General features: G+C 62.3%; 16 protein-coding genes. 8 read left to right on the forward strand and 8 right to left on the reverse strand.

Going from position 1 to position 16,368, the window contains the following annotated elements; all coding sequences use genetic code 11:
• Window positions 1–31 precede the first annotated feature (31 nt).
• Both ACNPN0_RS16245 and ACNPN0_RS16250 read left to right on the forward strand, forming a co-directional pair.
• On the forward strand, window positions 32–1,465 hold the full coding sequence (locus ACNPN0_RS16245; protein WP_448938120.1) for an aldehyde dehydrogenase family protein: 1,434 nt from the start codon (window positions 32–34) through the stop codon (window positions 1,463–1,465).
• A 79-nt stretch (window positions 1,466–1,544) separates the two neighbouring features.
• The gene (locus ACNPN0_RS16250) at window positions 1,545–2,993 is read left to right on the forward strand and encodes an amino acid permease (RefSeq protein ID WP_448938119.1); all 1,449 of its coding nucleotides are present in this window, start codon (window positions 1,545–1,547) and stop codon (window positions 2,991–2,993) included.
• Here the strand turns inward: ACNPN0_RS16250 and pgm are convergent.
• Entirely contained in the window at window positions 2,990–4,588 is a 1,599-nt protein-coding gene (pgm, locus tag ACNPN0_RS16255) for a phosphoglucomutase (alpha-D-glucose-1,6-bisphosphate-dependent) (RefSeq protein ID WP_448938118.1), read from the reverse strand. The two genes, ACNPN0_RS16250 and pgm, sit on opposite strands and share 4 nt — an antisense overlap.
• Window positions 4,589–4,644: 56 nt before the next feature.
• On the opposite strand from pgm, the gene ACNPN0_RS16260 reads away from it, so the two are divergent.
• Complete coding sequence (locus tag ACNPN0_RS16260) at window positions 4,645–4,983, forward strand: DUF4190 domain-containing protein (RefSeq protein ID WP_105658645.1); 339 nt, start codon at window positions 4,645–4,647, stop codon at window positions 4,981–4,983.
• Window positions 4,984–5,046: 63 nt separating this feature from the next.
• Here ACNPN0_RS16260 and ACNPN0_RS16265 read toward each other — a convergent pair whose 3' ends face one another.
• A complete protein-coding gene (locus ACNPN0_RS16265) occupies window positions 5,047–6,504 on the reverse strand; it encodes a peptide MFS transporter (protein ID WP_105658644.1) in 1,458 nt (485 codons plus the stop codon).
• A gap of 52 nt (window positions 6,505–6,556) precedes the next feature.
• Entirely contained in the window at window positions 6,557–7,903 is a 1,347-nt protein-coding gene (locus ACNPN0_RS16270; protein ID WP_105658643.1) for an amidase, read from the reverse strand.
• A gap of 67 nt (window positions 7,904–7,970) precedes the next feature.
• On the opposite strand from ACNPN0_RS16270, the gene ACNPN0_RS16275 reads away from it, so the two are divergent.
• The gene (locus tag ACNPN0_RS16275) at window positions 7,971–8,297 is read left to right on the forward strand and encodes a rhodanese-like domain-containing protein (protein WP_105658642.1); all 327 of its coding nucleotides are present in this window, start codon (window positions 7,971–7,973) and stop codon (window positions 8,295–8,297) included.
• Window positions 8,294–9,217: a prephenate dehydratase gene (pheA, locus tag ACNPN0_RS16280; RefSeq protein ID WP_105658641.1), complete on the forward strand. Its 924-nt coding sequence runs from the start codon at window positions 8,294–8,296 to the stop codon at window positions 9,215–9,217. The genes ACNPN0_RS16275 and pheA overlap by 4 nt, the downstream gene beginning before the upstream one ends.
• A 65-nt stretch (window positions 9,218–9,282) precedes the next feature.
• On the opposite strand, the gene ACNPN0_RS16285 is transcribed toward pheA, so the two are convergent.
• Window positions 9,283–10,329 carry a diacylglycerol/lipid kinase family protein gene (locus ACNPN0_RS16285; RefSeq protein ID WP_105658640.1) on the reverse strand — a complete coding sequence of 349 codons (1,047 nt, stop codon included), beginning with the start codon at window positions 10,327–10,329 and terminating at the stop codon, window positions 9,283–9,285.
• A gap of 38 nt (window positions 10,330–10,367) precedes the next feature.
• On the opposite strand from ACNPN0_RS16285, the gene serS reads away from it, so the two are divergent.
• Both serS and ACNPN0_RS16295 read left to right on the forward strand, forming a co-directional pair.
• Window positions 10,368–11,645: a serine--tRNA ligase gene (serS, locus tag ACNPN0_RS16290; protein WP_105658639.1), complete on the forward strand. Its 1,278-nt coding sequence runs from the start codon at window positions 10,368–10,370 to the stop codon at window positions 11,643–11,645.
• Between the two features lie 124 nt (window positions 11,646–11,769).
• Window positions 11,770–12,600, forward strand: a complete 831-nt coding sequence (locus ACNPN0_RS16295) for a Cof-type HAD-IIB family hydrolase (RefSeq protein ID WP_434690050.1) — start codon at window positions 11,770–11,772, stop codon at window positions 12,598–12,600.
• A gap of 9 nt (window positions 12,601–12,609) precedes the next feature.
• Here the strand turns inward: ACNPN0_RS16295 and ACNPN0_RS16300 are convergent, their stop codons facing one another.
• From ACNPN0_RS16300 to ACNPN0_RS16315, 4 genes are all read right to left on the reverse strand, one after another.
• Window positions 12,610–13,212, reverse strand: a complete 603-nt coding sequence (locus ACNPN0_RS16300; RefSeq protein ID WP_105658637.1) for a hypothetical protein — start codon at window positions 13,210–13,212, stop codon at window positions 12,610–12,612.
• Window positions 13,213–13,324: 112 nt separating this feature from the next.
• A complete protein-coding gene (gene yczE / locus ACNPN0_RS16305) occupies window positions 13,325–13,984 on the reverse strand; it encodes a membrane protein YczE (protein ID WP_105658636.1) in 660 nt (219 codons plus the stop codon).
• Window positions 13,985–14,163: 179 nt separating this feature from the next.
• Window positions 14,164–14,385, reverse strand: a complete 222-nt coding sequence (locus ACNPN0_RS16310) for a hypothetical protein (protein WP_434690052.1) — start codon at window positions 14,383–14,385, stop codon at window positions 14,164–14,166.
• Window positions 14,386–14,394: 9 nt separating this feature from the next.
• Window positions 14,395–15,018 (reverse strand): pyroglutamyl-peptidase I family protein, encoded by a 624-nt coding sequence (locus tag ACNPN0_RS16315; protein ID WP_448938116.1) that lies wholly within the window; start codon window positions 15,016–15,018, stop codon window positions 14,395–14,397.
• An 83-nt stretch (window positions 15,019–15,101) separates the two neighbouring features.
• Here ACNPN0_RS16315 and ACNPN0_RS16320 point away from each other — a divergent pair, with 83 nt between their 5' ends.
• Window positions 15,102–16,310, forward strand: a complete 1,209-nt coding sequence (locus ACNPN0_RS16320) for a DNA recombination protein RmuC (RefSeq protein ID WP_448938115.1) — start codon at window positions 15,102–15,104, stop codon at window positions 16,308–16,310.
• The last annotated feature ends 58 nt before the right edge of the window (window positions 16,311–16,368 follow it).

The following is a 16,368-nucleotide window of genomic DNA, read 5'->3' on the forward strand; positions in this document are numbered from 1 at the left end:
AAAAATAGTCCCAGTGACGTACGCTCAAATCATGGGTCTGTTTACTTCCACTCCGTTGCCCGAACCGGTCGGTGATTCCGCACCTCCGGTGGACGAGCATCCATCGCGCATAGCAACAGTTCTGAGCCATTTGCGGCGTTCTGCGGACACGCGGATCACGCATCCGCGACGCTTCCGCCTGCAGCAGCTCAAGGCCCTGGAGAAGATGCTCGAAGAGCATCTGGAAGACTTCGTCCAGGCCCTGGCCGAGGACTTGGGCAAGAGTGCCACCGAAGCCAAATTCTCCGAAATCGACGTGGTGCGGGCAGAAATAGATTTCGCCCAGCGCCACCTCGTTGAATGGATGGATTCCACCAGCGTCAAGGTACCGCTGGCTTTGCAACCAGCCATGGCCAAGGTCGAGCCGCGCCCGCTGGGGGTCGTGCTGATTATCGGCGCCTGGAACTACCCGGTTCAGCTGGTGCTCGCACCGCTGGTCGCGGCCATTGCTGCCGGCAACGCGGCGGTGATCAAGCCATCGGAACTGGCTCCTGCGACCTCAGGCGCCTTGGCCAAGTTCCTCCCGGTCTACCTCGACGAACGTGTCTACGCGGTAGTTGAAGGCGGGGTGGATACCTCCACGGAGTTGCTGGCCGCCCGCTGGGACCACATTTTCTACACCGGCGGTGAACGCGTGGCCAAGATCGTGGCTGCCGCGGCTGCGAAGCATCTGACGCCAACCACCTTGGAACTGGGCGGAAAGTCGCCGGCCGTGGTGGAAAACGATTCGTTGGCTTCCGCAAAGCGCTTGGCCTACGCCAAATTCATGAATGCCGGCCAGACCTGCGTGGCCCCGGATTACGTATTGAGCGTGGGCGACTCGTCTGAGCTCATCAAGCGCCTGGGCCAGGCCATCACCAGCTTCTACGGCAAGGAGCCGCTCACCCATCCGGACTTTGGCCGCATCGTCAGCCGCAAGCACTTTGAGCGGCTGCTGTCGATGTTCGAGCAAGGCGAGGTGGTTTTCGGCGGCGAATACGACGAGGATACCCTGCGCATCGCTCCGAGCATCATGCGCAATGTGGACCTCGAGGGAAGTTTGATGACCGAAGAGATTTTCGGTCCGATCCTGCCGGTGATCGAGGTGGAAACCTTCGAGGAAGCACTCGAATTCATTGCCCGGCGGCCGTCGCCGCTGGCCGCTTACCTGATGAGCGAAAGCCCGCGCCTGCAGTCGATTTTCTCAGATCGGGTGCGAGCCGGCTCCATTGTGCATAATGCTCCGTTGGCCCAGATGATCGTTCCAACCCTGCCTTTCGGCGGCGTGGGACCGAGCGGAATGGGGGCCTACCACGGCAAGCACGGGTTCGAACGGCTTTCGCAGATGCGCTCGGAATTCAACAAAACAACCGTCGTTGATACCCTGAGCGCAATATATCCTCCATATTCATGGGCCAAGCGAAAGATTATTGATCGCTTACTGTAGCGCGGTTCATAGCTTTATGGCTTGTCAGGGTGCTTGGATTGATAGGTTGGAAATTTTCAAGCATCAGGAGATGTAACGCATGACTGAGCCCGCACCGTCCCAGGACGGTCTGAAGCGTGGCCTCAAAGCTCGCCATATGCAGATGATTGCCATTGGCGGCTCGATTGGTACCGGACTATTCGTCGCGTCCGGCGGCACCATTGCCCAAGCTGGCCCCGGTGGCTCGCTGGTGGCCTACGCGCTGATCGGCATGATGGTGCTGCTCCTGATGCAGTCGTTGGGAGAAATGAGCGCCCGGCTTCCGGTCGCCGGTTCCTTCCAGACCTACGCAACGGTCTTCGTGAACCGCCACTTCGGCTTCGCGATCGGCTGGAACTACTGGTTCAACTGGGCCATCACCGTGGCTGCCGAGCTGGTGGCCGCCGGCATCATCATGTCCTACTGGTTCCCTGATGCCCCGGGATGGATCTGGGCGGCCATCTTCCTGGTGCTGCTCACCGGATTGAATGCGCTGTCCGCCAAGGCCTTTGGCGAGGGCGAATACTGGTTGGCCGCGATCAAGGTCATCACCGTGGTGGTCTTCTTGATCTGCGGTGTCGCGATGATCTTCGGCATCCTGGGCGACTCCACCCCGGGCTTCAGCAATTGGACCGATGGCGAAGCGCCATTTGTTGGCGGCTGGCTGTCCATCGTCTCGGTCTTCATGATCGCCGGCTTCTCCTTCCAAGGAACCGAACTGATCGGTGTGGCCGCCGGCGAAGCCGAGAACCCCAAGCGCGATATCCCACGCGCCATCAAGGCGATCTTCTGGCGCATCATGCTCTTCTACATCGGCGCGATCTTCGTCATTGGCATGCTGATCCCGTATATGGATCCATCGCTGCTGTCTTCGGAGGCATCGGATATCACCACCTCGCCATTCACCCTGGTCTTCGAGCGTGCGGGCGTAGCATTCGCCGCGGCCCTGATGAATGCGGTGATCCTCTCGGCCATCCTCTCCGCAGGCAATTCCGGGCTATATGCCTCTGCACGCATGCTTTATTCGATGGCGTTGGACGGCAAGGCGCCAAAGATTTTCGCCCGCTTGAACAAGCGCGGCGTGCCGATGCCGGCAATGCTGTTAACCGCCTCGGTAGGCCTCTTTGGCTTCCTGACCGCCATCATCGGCCAAGGCTCGGCATATACCTGGCTGCTGAACGTTTCAGGTCTCTCCGGCTTCATTGCCTGGGTGGGTATCGCGGTGTGCCACTACAAGTTCCGCAAGGCATATATTGCCAGCGGGCAGGATCTCGCGAACCTGCCGTACAAGGCGCCACTGTTCCCGCTGGGACCGATCCTGGCTTTCGTGATCCTGATCGTGGTGATCGTCGGCCAGAACTACCAGGCGATCGTGGATGGAAACTTGCTGCAGATGGCTTCCAGCTACATCGGCCTGCCAATCTTCCTGCTGCTGTGGCTGGGCCACTGGCTGGCCACCCGCAAGCAGCCAGCCGTGGCCATCGACCCATGGACTGCAAAGCTGAACTAGCCAGCTAGCGCAGCATCAACAATCACCCGAGCTTCAGCCAGCACCTGCTGCAGATGCTCGGGTGATTTTGTTGATTCTGCATAGATCTTGTAGATGTCTTCTGTGCCCGATGGGCGCGCGGCAAACCATGCGTGCTCGCTGGAAACCTTCAAGCCGCCAATGGGGAAGCCGGCCGCTTGCGTGGCCTTGGCGGTAATCGGATCCGATGCCAGTTCGGTAGCGGTGACCATCGATGGGTCCAGCTTGCCCAGTACGGCCTTCTGCTCGCGATTTGCGGGCGCGTCAAAGCGGTCGTAGAAGCTGGGGCCGTGGCGCTCTACCAGTTCGGTATGCAGCTGGCTGGGGCTCTTGCCGGTTACTGCGCGGATCTCGCTGGCCAGCAGGGCCAGCATCAGGCCGTCCTTGTCGGTGCTGAACGCCTTGCCGGAGAAGTCCAAGAAGCTCGCGCCGGCCGATTCCTCGCCGCAAAAAGCGACCCTGCCGGAAGCCAGCGGTTCAACGAAGTACTTGAAGCCCACCGGTACCTCGCGCAGGGTCCGGCCGTGGGAAGCCACCACCTTGTCGATGAGCACCGAGGAGACCAGGGTCTTGCCGATCTGGGCATTAGCCGGCCACTGCGGACGGTGGGTGAGCAGGTAGTCGATGGCCACGGCCAGGAAATGGTTCGGATTCATCAGGCCGGCATCCGGGGTGACAATGCCGTGGCGGTCAGCATCGGCATCGTTGCCGGTCGCGATGTCGTACTTCTCGCGATTGGCCACGAGGGAGGCCATCGCATGGGCGGAGGAGCAATCCATGCGGATCTTCCCGTCCTTGTCCAAGGTCATGAAGCCGAAGCGCGGATCCACGGACTCGTTGACCACTTCGAGGTTCAGGCCGTATCGGCGGCCGATTTCGCCCCAGTAGTGCACCGAAGCCCCGCCCAGCGGATCTGCGCCAATGGAAATGCCGGACTCGGCGATGGCCTTGAAGTCGATGACTTCAGCCAAATTGGCGATGTACAGTTCGCGGAAGTCGAAGGGCCGGGCATTCGGCTCGCCGCGCTTGACCGCTCCGCTGGCCAGCAATTCGTTGGCCCGTGCAGCGATGGGTCCGGTGATTCCGGATTCTGCCGGTCCGCCATGCGGCGGGTTGTACTTGATGCCGCCGTCGGTTGGCGGGTTGTGCGATGGGGTGATGATCAGGCCATCGGCCTGTTCGCCGCCGCTAGCGTTATGTACCAGGATTGCGTGGCTGACCGCTGGAGTGGGAGTCAGTCCGTCATCGGCGAGCACGGTGACGCCGTTGCCTGCCAAGACTTCAAGGGCGGTGCGGTATGCGGGCGCGGAGAGTGCGTGGCTGTCCTTGCCCACGTACATCGGGCCGGTGATCCCCGCACCGTTGCGGTAGTCGACCACGGCCTGGGTGATCGCAGCGATATGCGTTTCATTGAAAGTGGTGTTCAGGGAGCTTCCGCGATGTCCCGAGGTGCCGAAAACGACGGCCTGGTCGGGGTTGCCGCTGGAAGGAACCAGGGTGCTGTAGGCATCGAGTACCTCCTGCAAATTGATCAGGTCTGATTCTTGGGCTGGCTGGCCAGCTCGGAGGTGTGCCACAGATTGCCTTTCAGATTGATGCGCTTATCGCAGTTTCGTAGAAGAATGGTAGGCAAATGAGCTACTACCAGTATCCGCAGAACCCCTACCAACGACCGCCTGAATCCGCCGGCCTCTCGGTGGCTTCCCTGGTGCTTGGCATCTTGTCGTTGCTAGGCTTCACTGTCATTATCCTTGTTCCGCTGGCCGGAGTCATTACCGGGCACCTGGCCTACCGGCGTGAACCCAGCTCCCGGGGCCTGAGCCTGGCCGGGCTAATTACCTCATGGATTGGATTGGCACTAGCCATAGTCATTTATGCGGTAGCCATCTGGTTCTTCTGGGCATTGTCAACCGGGTTCGGCTACGACTCGTATTACGACAACGTGACCTTCTCACAAGGGCTTCTTCGATAATCCCCGGGCATGAAAAAAGCGGTTGGTTCAAATGAACCAACCGCTTTTCGCATGATCGAACGCCTAGAGGATCGGGCCCATCAGCTTCTTCAAGGCCGGGGTAGCTGCCATCATGGCAATACCCAGGACAACAGCGGTGCCGCCCATGGCGATGAAGTACGGGATCTCGTTGCCCTCGGTGTAGTAGCCGGCCAGCACACCCGACAGGGTGGTGCCCAGCGAAACCGACAGGAAGAACAAGGCGATCATCTGGGTGCCGAAGGCGGCCGGAGCCAGCTTGGTGGCAATTGCCTGGCCCACTGGCGAGAGCAGCAGCTCGGCAAAGGTGCACAGCAGCAGGATGCCGACCAGCGCCAGCAGCGGGGTCTTCACGAAGGATTCCAGCGGGATGAACAGCAAGAAGGCCGCACCCACAACCACCAGTGCCAGGCCGAACTTCATTGAAGTGCGTGGCTGGCGCTTGCCCAGTTTGGTCCACAATGCGGCGAAGATACCGGCGAAGATGATGATGAAGACCGGGTTGATCGAGGTAACCCAGCTCGGTGGCATTTCCCAGCTGCCCAGGTGGCGGTCCAGGCGCTGATCCGAGTAAGCGGCAATGAAGGTGAACTGCTGCTGGAACAGGGCCCAGAAGGCAGCCGAACCGATGTAGAACGGAATGAATGCCCAGACTTGCTTGCGCTCGGTGGCGTCAACCTTCTTGCTGCGCAGGATCAACGCGAAGTAGATGATCGAAGCGGCGATCACCACGTAGGCGATGGTGCTTGCCAAATTCTCCGGAGTCACGATCTTGGATGCGAAAGCGGCAATGATCAGAACGATCACGGCAGCGAAGATGACCACATAGCGGTTGCGCTCAGAGGCAGGCAGCGGGTTGCTTGGGATGCGGCCGGAGTCCGGCAGCTTCTTGCGTCCAAGGGCATAGATCCCCAGGCCGATAGCCATGCCGACCGCGGCAGCGGCGAAGCCGATGTGGAAGCCGTACTGGACCTGCAGCCAACCGGTGAGCAGTGGGCCGAGCAGCCCGCCGATGTTCACGCCCATGTAGAACAGGGAGAAGCCGGCATCGATGCGCGGATCTTCCTTGGAGTACAGGGAGCCCACCAGGGCTACAGCGTTGGCCTTCAGGCCGCCGGAACCGACGGCAACGAAGATCAGGCCGATAACCAGTCCGGCATAGCCGGGCAGGAGCGCCAGGCCAATATGGCCGATCATGATCGCGATAGCCGAGAAGAACAGGACGCGTTCCGAGCCGAACAGGCGGTCGGAGAGCCACGCGCCCAGGATGGTGGACAGGTAGACAGCGCCGCCGTAGGCGCCGACCAGCGACAGAGCCAGACCCTGGTCCATGCCCAGGCCGCCGTCGGTGACCGAGTAGTACATGTAGTAAGCCAGCAAGCCCTGCATGCCGTAGAAGGAGAATCGTTCCCACATTTCCACGCTGAAGAGGCTTGCGAGCGCACCGGGGTGACCGAAGAAGGTCTTTCCGGAAGCTTTGGTGCTCGTTGTTGCAGTAGACATACGTAATATTTTTCGCCCTTGCCCACCCGAGTACCTACTTATATGGGAAAGGTCACACCTGCATCTGGGCTGCCAGCGCGAGCAGCAGTCCTTCGTCCGAGCGCGGGGAAATCAGCTGAATACTCATTGGTAACCCCTCGTTGGAGTGGCCTACCGGAACGGTGATGGCCGCTACTGAGGCGACGTTCACCATGGAAGTGTAGGGGGTGTACTGGCACTGCAACATATAATCCACATCGGCTGTGGATTGTGTATAGTGCCCGATCTTCGGCGGGATCGAGGCCATGGCAGGGGTGGCCACGACATCGTAGGCGGACCATTGGCGCACGAAGTCGGCCGCAATCTGCTTCAACCTCGAACCTGCCTGCAGGCTCTGTTCCAGCGAGCGGTCGGCGGCACGTCGGCGGAAATCCCTTGCCAAATCGCCGAGCAGCGAATCATCCGCGACCGGAACGTCCTTCAGCCCATTGGTCCACACCGCCGCGAAGGTTTCCGGATAGTCCGTGGCGTAGTGCAGGTTGGCCGGCTGGACGCGATGCCGTTCTCCAAGGCGTTCAAGGCCCTGGGCAAATGAAGCCCGGGCTTCTTGCGCCAGGGTAATTTCATAGACCGGTTCAAACGGGGAATGGATGCTGTACCCAATCTTCAGCCCGTCCAGGCGCTGGGGGTAGCTTCCCTGCAGCAACGGCAGATAGTGGTCCTTGCCGCGCATGGCGTCAAGCAGCAAAGCCGCATCCAAGGCATCATGGGCCAACGGTCCGCTAACCGCTAGCTTCGGTGCGCCCATGGGATCGGTGTAGCCATCAAGGATGTCGCTGGGAACGCGGCCCAAAGAAGGCTTCAGGCCTACCAGCCCGCAGGCGGCCGCGGGGATGCGAACCGAACCGCCGCCATCAGAGCCCGGACCCAGCGGAATCATGCCGGCGGCAATCGCCGCGGCCTGCCCGCCAGAGGAACCGCCCGACGAGCGCGTGGGATCAAAGGGATTGCGTGATGGGGGCGCCACGAGGTTCTCTGAATAGCTGCTCAGCCCGAATTCCGGAACCTGCGTCTTGCCCAGGACCACCACGCCCTCGGCGCGCAGCCTGGCCACCAAGGAGTGATCACGTTCAGCGACCATCGCAGGCATCGCCGCAGTGCCATAGGTGGTAGGCATCCCGGCCACGTCATTGAGGTCCTTGAACGCGGTGGGGAGCCCATGCAGGCGGCCAATGTCGCCACGGGCATGCGCCTGGTCCGCCGCTGCCGCGGCCTCCATCGCATTTTCTGCCACGTGGACGAAAGCACCTAGGTCCGCCTGCTCTTCGATGCGCTTGAGGTAGTGCTCGGTGACCTCGCGGCTTGAACGCTCGCCGCGGGCCAGCTCGTCTCGCAATTTCAGGGCGCTTGAGGGAAACATGTCGGCTTTCGACGCAGGAAATGACTAGTCTTATAAGCAAACACCCTATGTGAGAGGAATGCTAGCCGTGAGCGATTTTGAGACTGTTTCGGTCAATGATGTCCCGAAGGATGCCTTCATCCTTGACGTGCGCGAAGACTTCGAATGGGAAGCCGGCCGTGCTGCCGGAGCAACCCATATTCCCCTTGGCTCCTTGCCAGAGAAGATTTCCGAGCTTGACCCGGATGTAGACACCTACGTCATCTGCCGTACCGGTGGCCGTTCGGCCCAGGCCGCATCGTGGCTCACCGTGATGGGCTACACCGCCTTCAACGTCGCCGGCGGTTCCGATGCGTGGATCGAAGCGGGCTTGCCAATGGAAGCGGATAACGGCCAGGAGCCAACCGTACGATGAACTATGCCTATCTGGGACCTGCTGGCACTTTCACCGAGTCGGCCCTGCTGCAGGTTCCCGGGGCTGCCGAGGCGCAGCGGATCGCGGCCTCCAACGTCAACGTGGCGCTGACCATGGTGCGCGAGGGGACCGCGGACGCGGCGATGGTCCCGATCGAGAACTCGGTAGAAGGCGGCGTTTCGGCCACCTTGGACGCCATTGCGCAGGGCGAAGCCCTGCAGATTGTTTCCGAAATCCTGGTTCCGATCACTTTCGTGCTGGCGGTACGCCCCGGCATCGACTCGCTGGAGCAGATAAGGCAGATCTCCACCCACGGGCATGCCTGGGCGCAGTGCCGCTTATGGGCCGAAGCGAATATTCCCGGGGCCGCATTCACCCCGGCTTCTTCCACGGCAGCCGGCGCCCTGGCTCTCGAAGAGGACGAACCGCCGCATGATGCGGCGATCTGCTCTCCGCTGGTAGCCCAGGAGCGCGGCCTGAAGGTGCTGGCCAGCGGGGTCGAGGACAATATCGGCGCGGTGACCCGCTTCATCCTCGTGACTCGTCCGGGAAGGATTCCGCAGCCTACCGGCGTGGACAAGTCAACGCTGATCCTGCCGCTGCCCGAGGACCGTCCCGGTGCGCTGATGGAAATTCTCGAGCAATTCACCGCCCGCGGCGTGAACCTCTCGCGCATCGAATCGCGTCCTACAGGCAAGAGCCTGGGCGAGTACTTCTTCTCCGTCGATATCGAAGGCCACGTGGCCGAGGAACGCGTTGCCGCCGCCTTGTCGGGGCTGCACCGGCTGTCCCCGCACCTGCGCTTCCTCGGTTCCTACCCAGCCGCCCAAGGCCTGGAGCCGGCCGTGGATACCCATAATTCAGATGCGGCATTCAGTGAAGCCCGTGCCTGGGTGCAGTCGCTGCGCGACCGGCTTTAAGCAGGCAGCGCGAAGGCCCGGCCTAGCTCCCCGCAAGGGGAAATCGGCCGGGCCTTCGGCATGCGCTACGGGGTGCGCAGGCGCAGGGCGCTCGGGTTCACGGACACCTGCAGTTCGTTGACCTGGCCGGTGGGGTCCCCGTCGATCTGGGTATTCATCGGCTCATCGCAACGCAGCGATACGCCAGAGGTCTGGTAGAAGCTCATCACCGGAATCTTGTTCTTGGCGCGGAATGCGGTCTTGAGCAGGATCCAGGTCCAGCCGGCGGCCGAGCGGGGAGAAAGGATCACTGCGTCGAGCACGCCGTCGTCGATCTTGGCGTCGGGCACGAAATCCAGGCCCTGTAGCTTTCCGCAGTTGGCGAAGAGCACCGAACGGACCTTGCGGGTCTGCCAGCTCTCGTCGCCCGAGAGCTTGAAGCTGACCTTCTTGCGCTGGCCCGGCAACTGGCGCAGGCCGGCTTCCGAGTAGGCCAGCCAACCAACCTTGGATTTCAGCTCTTCGTTGGTGTCGTCAAACAGGTCGGCGTCGGTGCCCACGCCGGCGATGACCAGGAAAGCATGATCCGCCTCCTTGCCGTCCAGCAGCTGCAGCTTCATGTGCCCGACGTCGATCCGGCGAACCATCCCGCGCACTGCCACCAGCGCCGCGGTGTGCAGGTCATCGAGCGGAATATCCACGTTGCGGGCCAGCAGGTTGCCAGTGCCCAGCGGCAGGATTCCCAGGGATGCGCCGGTGCCTTCGAGCACTTCCGCGACGGCGCGGATGGTTCCGTCGCCACCTGCGGCAATAATTGTGTCGCATTGCGCATCGAGTGCTTCACGGGCTGCATCCTGGCCGGCGTTGTCCTTGGTCGTTTCAAGGACCAGCGGTGCTTCCAGGCCCGCTTCAGCGCAGACGCGGACCACGGCTTCCCTTGCTTCGTCAGCACCTGACTTGGAAGGATTGATGACCAGGGCCACCTTGGTAGCCGCTGCCTGTTCAGCCGCTTCGGGCTGCTTGATCAGCGGTTTGCTGTAGTTCGAAAGCTTGCGCACTGAATACCAACTGGTCGCCGCGGCGGCAGCTGCAGCAGCCACGGCAGAGAAAACGATCACACGATTTGTCTGCATAATGCTCTCATCGTACTCATGATTGCTACCCTTAACATGTGATCGACCTGAAAATGCTCACCGAAAATCCGGATTTGTACCGTGCCTCGCAACGCGCGCGCGGTGCCGACGAGTCGTTAATTGACCAGCTGCTGGCAGCTGACACGGCACGTCGTGAAACCATCGCCACCTACGAGCGCCTGCGTGCCGAGCAGAACGCGTTCTCCAAGAAGGTCGGCAAGGCCAAGGGCGACGAGCGCGCCGCCCTGCTTGCCGAGGTCAAGGAGCTCGCTGCCGCGGTGAAGTCCGCCCAGGCCGAGTCCGACGCGGCCTCCGCCAAGTGCACCGCACTGCAGCGTTCCATCCCCAACCTGATCATCGACGGCATCCCGGCCGGCGGCGAGGATGACTTCACCGTCGTCAAGCACGTGGGCACCGCCCGCGACTTCAAGGCCGAGGGCTTCGAGCCGCTGGACCACCTGCAGATCGCCGAGAAGCTGGACGCCATCGACATGGAACGCGGCGCCAAGGTTTCCGGCTCGCGCTTCTACTTCCTCAAGGGCATCGGCGCCCGGCTGGAAATCGCGATGATGAACATGGCCCTGGATGTGGCCATGGCGCACGACTTCATCCCGATGATCACCCCGACCCTGGTCCGCCCCGAAACCATGCAGGGCACCGGCTTCGATGTCGAGCACGACGACGAGATCTACAAGCTCGAGCGCGACAACATGTACCTGGTCGGCACCTCTGAGGTGGCCCTGGCCGGCTACCACGCGGACGAGATCATGGATCTGGCCGACGGCCCGATCCGCTACGCCGGCTGGTCCTCCTGCTACCGCCGCGAGGCTGGTTCGGCTGGCAAGGACACCCGCGGCATCATCCGCGTGCACCAGTTCAACAAGCTGGAGATGTTCGTCTACGCCAGCGTCGAGGACGCCGAAGCAGAGCACCAGAAGCTGCTGGCCATGGAAGAGGACATGCTCGGGCGCATGGAACTTCCCTACCGCGTGATCGACACCGCCGCCGGGGATTTGGGCATGAGCGCCGCGCGCAAGTTCGACTGCGAAGCCTGGGTTCCTACCCAGGGCACCTTCCGCGAACTGACCTCGACCTCGAACTGCACCACCTTCCAGGCCCGCCGCCTGAATATCCGCGAACGCGAGATCATCGACGGCAAGGCCGGCAAGACCCGTTCGGTGGCGACGCTGAACGGCACCCTGGCGACCACCCGCTGGCTCGTGGCGATTCTGGAAAACCACCAGAACCCGGACGGTTCGGTCAACGTGCCCAAGGCACTGCAGCCTTACCTTGGCGGACTCGAAGTACTCAAGTAGCCAATGACCGGCCATTTGCCGGCTGCCCCTCGCGGGCGGCCGGCAAATGCTTTTAACCGGTTGTTCACTTGGCGCTGTGCCTTGGGTCATCGCCAAATACCCGCGGTGGTGGTTAACTTGAGCCATGACTGTTATGACTAAGCTCGGCAACGATGACCGGCTGACCAAGCAAAAATTGATGATTTGCCTTGACGTGGATGGCACCATCGTCAACCACCAGGGGGAAATGAGCCAACGCGTGCGCGATGCCGCGCGGGCTGTAGTGGCCCAGGGCCATGAGGTAATCATCTCCACCGGCCGCTCCTTGGGTGCGGCCCTGCCCATCATGGCGGAACTGGGCATCGACCATGGCTATGTCGTGGTCAGCAACGGCGGCGTGCTCGCGAAGGTGTCCCAGGACGAAGTCGAGATCCTGCACCGCGAGATCTTCGACCCGTCGACAGCGCTCAAGGCGCTGCGCGACCAGCTTCCCAAAGCCAAGTACGCCTTGGAAAACGAGCGCGGCGAATTCCTTTCCAGCGAAACCTTCGGCGACATGAGCTTTGGCGCCGAGAGCAAGGTCGTTGATTTCGGCGAGCTGGTCAACAGCAAGGCCGTGCGCGTGGTGGTTTTCTCCACCGACAACACCGCCGAGGAATTCGGGCATGCCGTGCAGAGCCTGGGGCTCTCCGGGGTGACCTACTCGGTGGGCTGGACCGCTTGGCTGGATATTGCCGCCGAGGGTACCACCAAGGCCAGCGGCCTGGAGCGGCTGCGGGCGATCCTGAAGTTCGATTCGAAGGACTCGCTGGCAGTAGGCGATGGCCGCAATGACGTCGAAATGCTGCAGTGGGCCGGACATGGCGTGGCCATGGGCCAAGCGCCGGATGAGGTCAAGGCAGCGGCCGACGCCGTGACTGAAGGCGTTGACCAGGATGGCCTGGCCATCGTCCTGGAAGGGCTGCTGGGCAGCTAGCACCAGGGCCTAGAGCTGGTCGGTGTATTCCAGCAGCCGGGCGATCGCTGCCCGCGCGCCCAGCTCGTCGTTGTAGCCCGAACGCACGATCGCCGCAGATACTGCCTGGGGAGTGATTCCCAGGATCCCGGCGACCGCTTTTTGCTGCCCGCGCACCCCGGGAGTCAACAGGTCAACGACGGACCATTCGGCCTCGGTGCGGGTGCGGATCCACTGTCCGAGCATGCGCAGCAGGCCCTCGAGCTCGCCGTCCATCTCGTCATTGCCCGAGGAAACGCAGATCGGGACCCTTTCGCCGCGGTGGCTGGCCGCCTCCAGCGCGCCGAGCGCGCGCCGCGCAGCCCTGCCCTCGACCAGGTCGGCCTCTGCGGGCACCGGCTCGTACAGGCTGCCGATGCCCAGCCCGATATTGCAGAAGTTCAGCCGTGCCACGCGCAGCAACGCATCGACGGCGGCATCGGGGTCACTGGGCACTCCGAGCAGCAGCTGCCCGCTGAGCGCGGTGAACGGCGCGTGGGTGTCGACTTGTTCCAGCTGGTGCCAGAGCTGCTCGCTGGCGGCAGCAACATCGGTGACCGAGCGGGGCCGGGGGCTGAGCGCAACGACAAACATGATTCAAGTATTGCGTGTGCAACCGGGTTTGTCGCGCACTGCGCGGCACTTGGCGGCTAACGGTGCTGCTCAAGCCTGATGCCGGTCCGCCGGCTGGCGGGATCGGGAGGAACTAGGACAGGGTGCTGCTGGGCGCGCCCTGCTGGGCGGGCAGCGCAACGGTCGTGTACTTGAAGAAGAACTGGGTAGCGGGGCCAATCAGCAGCGCATAAGCCACCGTGCCCACGCCCACCGGACCGCCGAGCAGCCAGCCGATCCCCAGCACGCACACCTCGATAATGGTGCGCAGCAGGCGGATCGATTTGCCGGTGCGCAAATGCAGCCCGGTCATCAGGCCGTCGCGCGGGCCGGGGCCGAAATGGCAGCCGATGTACAGGGCGCCGCCAAGGCCATTGACGGCGATGGCGCCAACCAGGGTCAGGATCTGCCAGCCCAATCCGTGGACATCAGGGATGAGCCAGAGAAAGAAGTCCAGGCCAAGCCCGATGAGCAGCACATTGGCGACGGTGCCCAATCCTGGCCACTGTTTGAGCGGAATCCAGGCCAGCAGCACCACGACGCCGACGATGATCACGATCGTTCCCAGCGACAGCGGAATGTAGTTGGCCAGGCCCAGGTGAAGCACATCCCACGGATCCACGCCGAGCTGGGCGCGGATCAGCAGTGCCATGGCCAGCGCAAAAAGCATGAGGCCGATGAACAGATTTGCAAGACGCAGGGGGAGCTTTCCGGCACGCAGCTGATCGAGCGGAGTGAGATTATGCAGGGTCATGATGCTTCAAGGCTAGCCCTGCGCTGAACCCCGGCAGTAATCCCGCAAGTATCAGATGGTCACATTCCTAGTCCCAGTCCAGCCATGGGGCAGCGAGCCCCGAGACAACCAGGGCGAAAGCTCCGATGAAAAGAAGGCCGATGGAAAGCGAAAAAAGAACCATCCAGCGGGTGGGACTGCTATTCATTATCGGATTCAGGCTTTCGTTTCATCATGATCCCGGTCAAGCGGGCCACCGAGTAGACGGCGCCAAACAGGGGAATAGGTATGGCTAGGGCCAGCGGTATGGCGGTGCGCACGCAGCGTTCGCGGAGGAACTGCACCAGCACAAAGAGCGTGCCCAGCGCCCACAGCACCAGAATGCCAACTTCCAGGCCGTCCAGTGCCATTACCGCTTCCATGGAAGCAGTCTATCCACCGGGGGCGAGGCTTCCCAGTATCGCAATGCCCAGGGCCGACGATAGCCGGCTCAGGTCCCCGGGCCGAGGTGGGCTGGCCGATGCGTCGGTTTCAGCACCAACCGTGGCTTGAACCCCTGGCGGGCGCAGTGCGGGAACATGGATGAACAATGCCGGGACCGGTTGGGAATACGCCAAATACGCGATGTGGTTGCACACGAAACGCCCGGCATCCTCGGAGACCCTTGCCTCATGGCCTGCGGCGAGCAGGGCGCGGACGGCCGCTGCTGGATCAAGGGTGGCATCCAAGCGTCCCGGCGCATTCGCCTTGATGGCCGCTGACCGCGGCTGGGCGCCATCATTGTCGGGGATGCGGGCATCATCTTCGTTAAAAGCCCATCGCTCCGGCGTGATTGCATGCCGGCCGCCGGCTTCGCCGACGCAAATCAGCGCATCGGGCTGGTGCTTCGCCACGAGCGATTCGAGTGCTTTGCCGGAGGCCGCGAAGGACACCGGAAGCATGGCGGTGAGGACCTGATGCTCGCCCAGCTGCCTGGGAAGGCTGGAAACGGCTTCCTGGCTGGCATTGAATTCGTCGTTGCCGAAGGGCTCGAAACCGGTGACCAAAATATGCATGGACCCATTATGGACCCAAACTGTCGGTGTCCGCTGATAGGACTGAGGCAATGGTCCGCTCGACAGTTCTTGGTTAGGTGCTCATGGTAATCGCGGTTTTTGTACTCGTCATCCTGAATATTCTGGCAACGGCATGTATTGCCTTGCTGCTGGTGCGCAGGACATCCGGCTCTGATGGCGCCCAGATCCAGGACTCGGTGCGCGCTGCCAATGCGGAGCTCCGGCAAGAACTGGGGACCCAGCGCACCGAACTGCGCCAGGGCATGGGCGAAGTGCGTACCGAGATCGACGCCAAGCTGACCGCGATGGCAGAAGCCAATGCGAACCGCCATCTGCAGGTCCAGGGGTTGCTCCAGCAGGAAATGGAGAAACTGCGCTCGGGCAATGAAGCCAAACTCGAGAAGATGCGCGAGACGGTGGACGAGAAGCTCCAGGGGACCCTGGAGAAGCGGCTGGGCGAATCCTTCGAACTGGTCAGCAAGCGGCTGGAAATGGTGCAGAAGGGGTTGGGGGAAATGCAGAGCCTGGCCCATGATGTTGGCGGGCTGAAACGCGTGCTCACCAACGTCAAGAGCCGTGGTTCATGGGGCGAAGTGCAGCTCTCGCGCCAGCTGGAAGACATCCTCACCGCAGAGCAGTACGAGCAGAACGTGGCGGTCGTGCCCGGCAGCCGCGAGGTCGTGGAGTTCGCGGTGATCCTGCCCGGGCGGGAGGCCGGAACGATCTATCTGCCAATCGACTCCAAGCTGCCGCAAGAGGACTACGAGCGCCTGCTCGATGCCCAGGAGCACGGCGACAAGGCCGTCATCGCCGCTGCGGGCAAGGCGCTGGACCGGGCGATCCTTGAGCAGGCCAAGCTGATCTCCAGCAAGTACATCGCCCCGCCGTACAGCACCGACTTCGCCATCATGTACCTGCCCACCGAGGGGTTGTTCGCCGAGGTTGTGCGCAGCCCGGGGCTGGCCAGCAAGCTGCAGGCCGAGCACCGGGTGCTGGTCACGGGGCCGACCACCCTGATGAGCCTGCTGAACTCCTTGCAAATGGGTTTCCGGACACTGGCCATTGAGAAGCGCAGCAGCGAGGTGTGGCAGGTGCTCTCGGCGGCCAAGGAAGAGTTCCGCAAGTACGGAGATGTCTGGGACAAGCTGGGCAAGCAGCTGGCCACGGCGCAGAACACGGTGCGCGATGCCGGAACCCGGACCCGTGCGGTGGAGCGGAAACTCAAGGACGTGCAGACCCTGGAAGTTTCCGCGCAGGAAGATGTGCTCAGCGGAATGCTGCCTGAAGCCTAGCGCCGGGAAGGTCCGGGTTTCCGGCAGCGAACCGGAAAGCAAAAGCAATGGCGGGGGG

Source organism: Glutamicibacter sp. AGC84 (genome assembly GCF_053543575.1).